This is a genomic window from Sulfurimonas sp., from assembly GCF_028694895.1.
Lineage (GTDB): Bacteria > Campylobacterota > Campylobacteria > Campylobacterales > Sulfurimonadaceae > Sulfurimonas.
This window is the reverse complement of sequence record NZ_JAQVKA010000059.1, coordinates 1-9525: the sequence shown is the minus strand read 5'-3', so window position 1 is coordinate 9525 and position 9525 is coordinate 1. Positions and strand designations below refer to the sequence as shown.

The following is a 9525-nucleotide window of genomic DNA, read 5'->3' as shown; positions in this document are numbered from 1 at the left end:
ATATTTATAATTATGAACATTGAAACCCTTATAAAAGGGATTATTTACGTATATATTTATAAAAAAAGACGCTGGTTAGATACTAGAGTTTAGTATCTAACATAAAAGTTTTAGCCTTTAATGCCATCAGCTCTAGGAGCCATTAAAAAACTAGAAAACTGCTTTATATAAAGTGCAAAGGGTGTAGCCCAAAGCAGCGCAGATAACATGTAAAGAGTAGATGAATACTCCTCAAAATAAGGAATCAAGCCTCTCATGAGCGTTGCTATGATAATCAAACTTACCATTGAGTGAGTATAGATATTTAAAGCCAGATGTCGCCCTGTATGAATAGTGCCGATGATTATCATAACCATCAGATAAGCCAGACCATAACCACCACTTGTAACAAAGTGTCTAAAGTGGCTGATGTTTTGAAATTCGCCACTTAAGAGTGCATAACCCATAAGAGCGTAACCAACTGCTAAAAGTACAAAGATAAAGCTTAGATAGATAACAAATGGCTGATTTATAATCACTTTATCTTTTAGTATATAGTCATTTGTGATGCCTAAAATCGCCACTCCAGCAGCAAAACCAAGCCATCCAAGAGCCGAGTTGTTTGGATATAAAAACTCAACCGCCGTAAAAATCATAACAGCAAAAACAGCTAGGTTTGTAACAGGTGGACGCGCTACATAGACATCATCTATCCCTTTATCTTCCATAAGTTCATTAACCGCTTCCATATTTACACGTCGCATAGCAAGAAGTATCAAGATGACGCTCGCTCCAAGAGCAACTTTTAGTATATCCATCGGCTCAGTTGTTGCATGACCAGCCATCGAAGCAAAAAACCACGCTTCAATGATAAGAAGTGCGACCATTGCATATCCAAGTGAAGCGTGTCTTTGAAGCTTGTCAAGTACAGCAGCTTTTGCAAACCAGATAAGCCATGCGAGCATTGCGAGGTTTAGTATGGCTGCAAGGTAAACACCAGTTACATCTATAAACCAAAAACTCACTCGTCCTGCAACCCATAAAATCATCACATTTCTAAGTCTTTTTCCGATGATAGGAACAAAACCAGGAAACAGCTCAGGAAGACCAGTTGTCAAAAACGCCATAGTTCCAGCGGTAAGGATTCCAAATATCATCTCATAAACGTGCCACACTAAGATATTTTGCATAAAAGGGATGTTTAAAACTCCGCTCCAAACAAGCCCCCATAAAACCATAGAGATTACCATGTAAGGTGCTAAAAGCAGAAATATAGGTCTAAAACCATAAGCTAGATATGCTGGAACATCCTTTTCATCAGGATAGTAGAGATAGTGGTTTGTAGCGCGCAGAACTTGTTCTTTTTCTTCTAAATGACTCATGATTTTAACTCCAACTCAAATGTGCTTATAATCTCACTATCTTGCAGTATCTCTGCACTTTTGCCATACACATACTTATCATCTCTTTGATTTTGCACGATATCAAATCTAAATTTTTTCACAATATGCCCTGGATCTGCCTTTAGAAGAAGCATCTCATCACTCAGGCGAATGGCTTCCATCAAGTCGTGAGTTATAAAAAGAACGCTTAACTCTTTTTTGCTTATCATATCTATCAAAACACTCTGAAGCTCTTTTTTAAGCCCAATATCAAGAGCAGAAAACGGCTCATCTAAAAATAGCAAAGAGGGCTTTGTGACTAACGCTCTAGCAAAGGAGACTCTCTGCTTCATACCACCGCTCAAATCTTTTGGAAATTTACTAAAATCATCCTCTTCGAGTCCAAACTTTAGTGCAATGGCTTTAGACTTCTCTATCGCCTCGCTCTTTTTCTCTCCCTTTGCAAGAAGAGCTAGTGCTATGTTATCGATAGTGTTTTTCCATGGAAGTAGTCTTGCTTCTTGAAAAGCAAATGCACTGCTTGCAAATGTGTTTGTTACGCTTCCCTCTTCAACATCAAGAAGATTTGCGCAAAGGTGCAGAAGTGTTGTTTTTCCACCACCACTTGGGCCTACGATGGAGAGAACTTCACCTTTGTTTAGAGTAAAATTTATATCGTGTAGTATTTTAGTAAAGCCAAAACTGTGGTTTAACCCTTTAACTTCTAATCTCTCCATAACTCAACCTCTCGCTTTAAAGGCTCTAAGATGATGTACTCTATAAACATAAGTGAGCCTATCATGATGCTCACAATCGCTAGTGCAGTTGGTGTGTCGAGCTGACTTCTAGCAGTCGCTAGTGATGCGCCGATACCATCACTTGTAGCGAGCAACTCAGCCATGATAACTATCTTCCACGCCATTCCAAGAGCACTAACCCAAGCAGGAAATACATAAGAGAAAATATGTGGAAAATAGACATCAAGAAACTTCATATGCCATGGAAAGTTAAAGCTCTTAGCCATCTCCCTTAAGTCACCATCAAGCGTTCTTGTTCCTTGAAGTGCGCCTACAAAAATGATAGGAAAAGAGGCAACGATTACTGTAAATATAACCGTTTCATCACCCATTCCAAACCAAATCATCGCTAAAACTATCCAAGCAATTGGAGGCATACCAACGAGTATAGTAACAATAGGGCGGCTCATCATTGATGCAGTTGCGAAAAAACCAGCTAAAAGCCCTAGCGTTGTTCCAAAAAGAAGCGAAATCCCAAAGCCAACAGATGAGCGATAAAGAGTTGTTTTTATCTCGTCTATTACGCTCTCATCATGAAGCATTGTATTTAATGTTTTAAAAGTCTCTAGTGGAGATGGAAGTACCAAATCCCCATAAACTTGATTTCCAGCGTCCCAAAGAGCAATAAAAAGCAGTATAGAGGCGATTGCTCCCCAGCCACTCCAAAGAAATGCAGGAAAATCTTTTAATATTTTTAGTGCAAATTTCATTCGTTAGAGCCCGTAGTAAAAGCTATCTTGTGGAAGTTCGCCTCCAACACTCTTAGGCTCTTCCTCTTTTAAGATATTAAAGAAAAACTCTAGCTCTTTTTTTGCGTCTTTTGCACTTACATCTTTGAGTCTAATGTGCTCTATAGAGTCAGTAACCCCTTCTGCTTTTAACATATCAAGAGTTTTTACGACTAATGTTCCTGCTTCTTTTGGGTTTGCTTTATACCATGCAAGAGATTTTGAATACTCTTCGTTAAATCTCTTTATCACATGCTCATCTTTCATACCGCCCATAACTGCGATTCCAGCTTGAGGAATATCTCCATTTGTACCAAACACTTTTGCCCACTCTTCTTGCAAATCAACGCTTCTAAAGAGGTCTGGCGCAACAAGATTTACAGGAAAAGATTTTGTTTTTCTGAGCGCTATTGAGATAGCAGGTTCAGCTAAGAGCGCATGGTCAACTCGTCTCATGATAAGCATCTGCATAGCATCAACTGGAGATGCAACATAAACGAGCTCAAAATCTTTTTGTGGATCTAAACCCTCTTTTTTTATGAGTTGTTTAAAGACGATGTCAGGCATATCTGCGCGAAACGGTATAGCTATCTTTTTGCCCTTAAAATCTTTTAAACTACGAAGTGTATTATCACGGCTAACCATCCCTAAAATACCCCAAACAGAGACATTAAGAAGCTTTATATCTACACCTTTGTTATGTAAAATCGCTGCTGTATTTGTAGGTATCGCTATAAAGTCAGCGCCGCCTTTAATAGCAATAGCTCTAAGCTCATCTGGATTTTTCCAAACTCTAAATTCAATCTTATTTGCAACATCACTAAGAGCATTTGTCTCAATCATATGTAAAATAGGGTGCGAAACCGATGCAAACGGCCCAGCGATTACTATTTTGTCAAGCTTTTGAGCACCGCTTAAAGAGGCGGTTAAAAAAAGAAGTGTAAAAAAACTATATATAAAAGTTCTCATTTTATGTTTTTCCTTTGGTAGTAAGATTTATTTTTGTATTATATCTATTTTGATATTAATTATCATTGACAATAATCAAGTTAGAAAAGAATAGCCAATATACAAACTTTTGGCTAAAATTTCACCATGAATTTAGAACAATATGAAAAAGCCGTAGAGCTCTTAAACCTCTATGCATACCACTACTATGTGCTTGATGATGCACTTACCACCGATGAAGTTTATGACAAGCTCTACCATGAAGTCTTAGAGTATGAAGAAGCCAACAAAGAACATATCTCAGCCTCTTCACCTACTCAAAGAGTTGGAGATAGCGTCTCCGATGGGTTTACTAAAGCAGCGCATCTTAGTCGTATGTGGAGTTTAGAGGATGTTTTTAACTCTGAGGATTTAGAGAAATGGCTCACTAAAACCTACAAGTTAGATAAAAATATCTCTTTTTATTGTGAGCCAAAGTATGATGGTGCGTCGTTAAATCTTATCTATGAAGATGGTATCTTAGTTCAAGCTATTACTAGAGGAGATGGAGAAGTAGGCGAGCTAATCACTCAAAACGCAAAAACTATCCGCTCAATTCCTCTAACAATAGAACATAAAGAAAAAATCGAAATCCGCGGTGAAGTTGTTATCTACAAAGAAGAGTTTGAGAACATAAACCAAGAGAGAGCAAAAAATGGCGAAGCTCTTTTTGCAAACCCAAGAAATGCAGCAGCGGGAAGTTTACGCCAACTAGACTCAAGCATTACCGCATCAAGAAATCTTGTTTTTTTGCCATATGGTGTTGGAGAGAATAGCTTAGAGCATAAACTACTAAGCCAAAAGATGGATTATATCTACTCACAAGGATTTAAAAAGCCACCGCTAAGAGCTACATGTAACGGTTTTGAAGAGATAGAAGCGGTGTACGAAGAGATGAATAAAAACCGCGATAGCTACGAGATGATGCTTGATGGAATGGTTATAAAAGTAGATGAAATTGCTTCTCAAATAGATATGGGTTATACCGTTAAAAACCCTCGCTTTAGTGTTGCGTACAAGTTCCCAGCTGTTGAGAAGATAACAACTATAAAAGAGATAATCCTCCAAGTTGGAAGGACTGGCGCTGTTACTCCCGTAGCCATTGTAGAGCCGACAAACATTGATGGAGTAGTTGTTGAGCGTGCTACCCTTCATAATTTCGATGAGATAGACAGAAAAGATATCCGTATAAATGACAAAGTTATCATCCTAAGAAGTGGCGATGTTATCCCTAAAATCATAAAAGTTTTAACTCATGAGAGAGATGGAAGCGAAGTAGAGTACAAACGACCGACAGAGTGTCCAGTGTGCAAAAGTGAGCTTCTTGATGAGGGCGTACTTTTGAAGTGTCAAAATCTCAGATGCGAAGCGAGAGTCATAAACTCTATAATCTATTTTGCTTCAAAACCATGTTTAAATATTGATGGTTTGGGTGTTAAGATAGTTGAAGCTCTCTTTAACTCAGGGCTTGTAAAAAGCGTGGTTGACTTATTTGACTTGACACTTGATAAACTCCTGACATTAGAGGGTTTTAAAGATAAAAAAGCTCAAAATCTCCTTGATTCGTTAGAGAGTGCAAAAGGTAGTGATTATTGGCGTTTTATAAGTTCTTTGGGGATTGAACATATTGGAGAGGTTGCTTCAAAAACTCTAAGTACAAATTTTGGTAGTGGTTTTATAGATGCTACAAAAGAGCAGATAATAGCATGTGATGGAGTAGGCGAAGAGATGGCAGAGTCTCTTTTGGAGTTTGTAAGAGTAAACAGAGATACTATTCTTAGACTCCAAGAGATTTTACAACCGCTTGAACCTATAAAAAGAGAAGAAGCAGCAGAGAATCCATTTAAGGGCAAAAGTGTTGTTCTAACTGGAAGTATGAGCGAGCCCAGAGATAAGATAAAAGAGTTGTTAGAGAGTTTGGGTGCAAAAGTTGTGAGTTCAGTTTCAAAAAAAACTGACTTTGTTATATACGGCGAAGATGCTGGAAGCAAGTATGACAAGGCTATGGATTTGGGCGTTGAGTGTTTAAATGAAGAAGAGATGAGAGGCAAAATTGAGCAGGCTTGATAACTATCTGGTAGAAAATAAAATATGCGAGAGCAGAAACAAAGCACAAAGTATCATAAAAGAGGGGCTTGTGAGCGTAAATGGTGAGCAGATTATCAAGAGTTCGTATGCTCTAAAGCCAAGTGATAGAGTTAGTATAAAAGAGCACAAAGAGTATGTCTCTCGTGCCGCCTTTAAACTTAGTGCTTTTTTGGGTGAACTCTCACTTGAAATAAAAGATAAAACAGCACTAGACATAGGCTCTTCAACAGGTGGTTTTACGCAAGTTCTGCTAGAAGAGGGTGTAAAAGAGGTAACGGCGGTTGATGTCGGACGAGAGCAGTTACATGTTAGTTTAAAAAACGATGAGAGAGTCCACTCATATGAAGAGTGTGACATAAGAGAGTTTAAGAGCGATAAGGTGTTTGATATAGTAGTTAGCGATGTCTCTTTTATCTCTTTGCTTTACATCTTAGATGACGTAGATAGACTCTCAAACGATAAAATAATCCTACTTTTTAAACCACAGTTTGAAGTAGGACGCGAAGCAAAAAGAGACAAAAACGGCGTTGTGACAGATGAGAAAGTTATACTCCAAGCCATGATAAAGTTTGAAGACGCATGTAAGCTAAAAGGCTGGAAACTTATAAAAAAATCTGCTTCAAAATTAACAGGAAAAGATGGGAATCTGGAGTACTGTTACTGTTTTGAGAAATAAGCTTTAAATAAATATATGACAAATTGCAATATTTTAAAGTTAATTTTTCTGAAAAGTTATAATGTTTGAAATGATTATTGGAGGTAAAAATTATGAAACCACATGAAGCAATCAAACTATTTGAAGAGAAAAAAGTTCGTACTCTTTGGGATGAAGAGCAACAGATATGGTATATATCTATAGTTGATGTAGTTGAGGTTTTGACTGAGAGCATCGATTCTGGTGCTTATTGGAGAAAGTTGAAGCAAAGATTAATTGCTGAGGGGAATGAAACTGTGACAAATTGTCACAGTTTGAAAATGAAAGCGCTCGATGGCAAGATGAGGCTAACAGATGTAGCCGATACTGAGCAACTCTTTAGACTAATCCAATCCATCCCATCTCCAAAAGCAGAACCTTTTAAGCTTTGGTTGGCAAAAGTTGCGAGTGAGAGACTTGATGAGATGAGTGATCCTGAACTTAGTATTGATAGAGCACTTAAGCAGTATCTGGAGCTTGGGTATAGTGAGAGTTGGATAAATCAAAGACTCAAAAGTATAGAGATACGAAAAGAGCTTACCGATGAGTGGAAGAGGGTGGGCGTGGAAGTAGGAGCACAGTTTGCGACACTTACAGACATCATCACAAAAACTTGGGCGGAAAAAACTACAAAAGAGTACAAAATCTTAAAAGGTCTCAAAAAAGAGAACTTAAGAGATAATATGACGAATACGGAATTGATTTTAAATATGTTAGCAGAAGCATCAACAAAAGATATCTCAGAAGCATTAAGCCCAACGAGTTTTGATGAGAGCAAAGAAATAGCCGCACAAGGTGGCAATGTAGCAAAAGTTGCACGAGCCGAGCTTGAAGCAAAAACAGGTAAAAAAGTAGTAACAAGCACAAATGCTAAAAATATATTAGAGGATAAAAATATTGGCATTATTAAGAAATAAATTTATTATAAGTTTTGTGGCTCTTTTAATTTTACTTCAATTCATCCAAGTTGAGAAAACAAATCCACCCATTGATGAACAAAATACGCTTGTAACAGACGAGCCGGTCATGTCTATCTTAAAGAAGAGCTGTTATGACTGCCACTCAAATGAGACTTTGTGGCCGAGCTATGCTTCAGTGGCTCCTATCTCTTTTTTTGTTGCATCACATGTAAAAGATGCTCGCAAAGCACTAAACTTTTCACAGTACAACATAATTGAGCCATCCATAAAAGAAGCAAGACTAAAACGAGCAATAATTACTGTAAAAAATGAGTACATGGCACTTCCTAGTTATCGTTATGCACATGAAGGTGCAAACCTTACAAAAGAGGAGAAAGAGATACTTATGACGTGGTTTGAAGAGGAGTTAAAAACACTTAAAAAAAATAGCCTAAAGCCAGAAACAGCCATAAAGTAGGTAAAATCAGAAACTTATTTTTTAAAAAGGAGCTCTTATGAATGATTTTAAAGTAAAACTTCATGAACTTCTACTGCACAAAGAGTGGAACACACTAAGACGTTTACTAGCCCAGCACGACTCTTTTGAACTAGCAAGTATCATCCAAGAGAGAGATGATGAGAGTGAGATAATACTTTTTAGGCTCCTCAGTAGAACTCAAACAAAAGAGGTTTTTTCTCTACTCTCTTATGAAAAACAGCATCAAATCATCAAAAAATTAGAGCAAAAGAGTCATAAACTCTCTATTTTACTAAATGACATGGAGCCAGATGATAGAACTGCATTTTTTGAAGAGCTTCCAAAAAAGATAGCACAAAAACTCATAAAAACTCTCTCGCCAAAAGAGCAAATCATAGCTATGCAGCTACTTGAGTATCCAGAGGATAGTATTGGACGGTTGATGACTACTGAGTATGTCGCCATCAAGCCTGAACAGAGCGTGGAAGAGGCTTTTGCCCATATTAGAAAGTATGGAAGAGATTCTGAGACTTTAAATGTGATTTACGTTGTAGATCATGAGAAAAAACTTATAGATGATGTTCGTATAAAAGAGCTAATTTTAGCTTCGCCTACACAGAGGGTTGAAGAGCTTCTTGATTATAGATTTATAGCTCTTAATGCAATGGATGACCAAGAAAAAGCCATCGCAATATTTCAAGATTATGACAGAGTAGCACTTCCTGTTTTAAACTCTGATGGTGTGCTTCTTGGGATAGTCTCATTTGATGATATTATGGATGTTGTGCAAGAGGAGTCAACCGAGGACTTTCATAAGTTTGGTTCTTTCTCACAAGCCATTAGTAATCCGCTTAAAGAGAGAGTGTTTAATCTATACAAAAAGCGTATAGTGTGGCTTATTGCACTAGTTTTTATGAATATTTTCTCAGGTGAAGCACTCTCTAGTTTTGAAACACTTATCCAATCAACGGTCTCTTTAGTTTTCTTTTTACCACTTCTTATAGATAGCGGTGGAAATGCAGGCTCACAATCAGCAACTCTTATGATACGCTCTTTAGCTATTGGAGATGTAAAGCTTCAAGACTGGTATAAGCTCATAGTAAAAGAGGTAGGTGTTGCACTTTTATTAGGCACAACTATGGCCTTAGCAGTCGCACTAGTTGCAAGCTTTAGAGCACCTGAAATAGTGCTAGTGGTATCAATGACTATGGTTGTAGTGGTTTTAACTGGGAGCTTAATAGGCCTGCTGTTGCCATTTATATTTACAAAGTTAAAACTAGACCCAGCAACAGCCAGTGCTCCACTTGTTACTTCCATAGCAGATATCAGTGGCGTTGTAATCTACTTCTCCATAGCCTCATGGTATTTTGGCATAGTTTAAAAATAGTAATAAATATATGATACCTTTTAATAATCTAGGATTTATTTTTAACATTTTGGTTCTATCATATACTCTAAAGATATTTTAGAAGATTTATCTCTATTTTTGCAAG

The 9525-nt window shown here is 37.4% G+C and carries 9 protein-coding genes; 5 read left to right on the top strand and 4 right to left on the bottom strand.

Translation table 11 applies throughout. The annotated features are described in order from the left end of the window. Positions 1-110 precede the first annotated feature (110 nt). From PHI38_RS07325 to PHI38_RS07310, 4 genes are read right to left on the bottom strand one after another with little or no spacing between them, the layout of a single operon-like run. Positions 111-1361: an NnrS family protein gene (locus PHI38_RS07325; RefSeq protein WP_299854480.1), complete on the bottom strand. Its 1251-nt coding sequence runs from the start codon at positions 1359-1361 to the stop codon at positions 111-113. Further along, positions 1358-2098, bottom strand: coding sequence for an ATP-binding cassette domain-containing protein (locus PHI38_RS07320; protein WP_299854477.1), 741 nt, complete (start codon positions 2096-2098; stop codon positions 1358-1360). The genes PHI38_RS07325 and PHI38_RS07320 overlap by 4 nt, the downstream gene beginning before the upstream one ends. Further along, entirely contained in the window at positions 2086-2868 is a 783-nt protein-coding gene (locus tag PHI38_RS07315; RefSeq protein WP_299854474.1) for an ABC transporter permease, read from the bottom strand. Before PHI38_RS07315 ends, PHI38_RS07320 begins: the two co-directional genes overlap by 13 nt. A 3-nt stretch (positions 2869-2871) precedes the next feature. Continuing rightward, positions 2872-3855: an ABC transporter substrate-binding protein gene (locus tag PHI38_RS07310; RefSeq protein ID WP_299854471.1), complete on the bottom strand. Its 984-nt coding sequence runs from the start codon at positions 3853-3855 to the stop codon at positions 2872-2874. A gap of 126 nt (positions 3856-3981) precedes the next feature. Between PHI38_RS07310 and ligA the strand changes: the two genes are divergently transcribed. From ligA to mgtE, 5 genes are all read left to right on the top strand, one after another. Continuing rightward, complete coding sequence (gene ligA / locus PHI38_RS07305) at positions 3982-5940, top strand: NAD-dependent DNA ligase LigA (protein ID WP_299854469.1); 1959 nt, start codon at positions 3982-3984, stop codon at positions 5938-5940. Next, complete coding sequence (locus tag PHI38_RS07300; protein WP_299854467.1) at positions 5927-6637, top strand: TlyA family RNA methyltransferase; 711 nt, start codon at positions 5927-5929, stop codon at positions 6635-6637. The genes ligA and PHI38_RS07300 overlap by 14 nt, the downstream gene beginning before the upstream one ends. Positions 6638-6729: 92 nt before the next feature. Then, on the top strand, positions 6730-7572 hold the full coding sequence (locus PHI38_RS07295) for a Bro-N domain-containing protein (protein ID WP_299854464.1): 843 nt from the start codon (positions 6730-6732) through the stop codon (positions 7570-7572). Next, positions 7553-8032, top strand: coding sequence for a heme-binding domain-containing protein (locus PHI38_RS07290; RefSeq protein ID WP_299854461.1), 480 nt, complete (start codon positions 7553-7555; stop codon positions 8030-8032). Before PHI38_RS07295 ends, PHI38_RS07290 begins: the two co-directional genes overlap by 20 nt. A gap of 37 nt (positions 8033-8069) precedes the next feature. Beyond that, complete coding sequence (gene mgtE, locus PHI38_RS07285; RefSeq protein WP_299854458.1) at positions 8070-9413, top strand: magnesium transporter; 1344 nt, start codon at positions 8070-8072, stop codon at positions 9411-9413. Positions 9414-9525 lie beyond the last annotated feature (112 nt).